This window comes from Patiriisocius sp. 208BN25-11 (assembly GCF_058147145.1).
In genome coordinates, this window is sequence record NZ_JBYVJY010000070.1 from 1 (window position 1) to 273 (window position 273).

A 273-nucleotide genomic window follows, 5' to 3' on the forward strand; every position below is an offset into this window, starting at 1 on the left:
ATAATTCTACATATATCATTCTATTTCCATTTTCTATTATATTAGGTTTATTTGGTTTATAATATGTTCGCCTCTGTGCGTGAATCATACCTATCTATTCCCTAGTAGATTAAGACCTAATAACCAATATGTATATGTAGCTACATGCCCAAAGACCTCATCGGTCCTAGGTACTACCCAAAGTACCTTCTGTATGCTCCTCGAAAAGGACTCCATCATTTTGCTACTAAAGCGTACCGTACTACATTTGTAAAGGATAGCTTCGTAAGGCCT

At 36.3% G+C, this 273-nt stretch carries 1 protein-coding gene; it reads right to left on the minus strand.

Annotated features, from left to right (window positions below; all coding sequences use genetic code 11):
- Positions 1–90: 90 nt before the first annotated feature.
- The coding region (locus tag ACY2RS_RS15595) for a hypothetical protein (protein WP_490099588.1) at positions 91–273 on the minus strand (183 nt) is incomplete at its 5' end.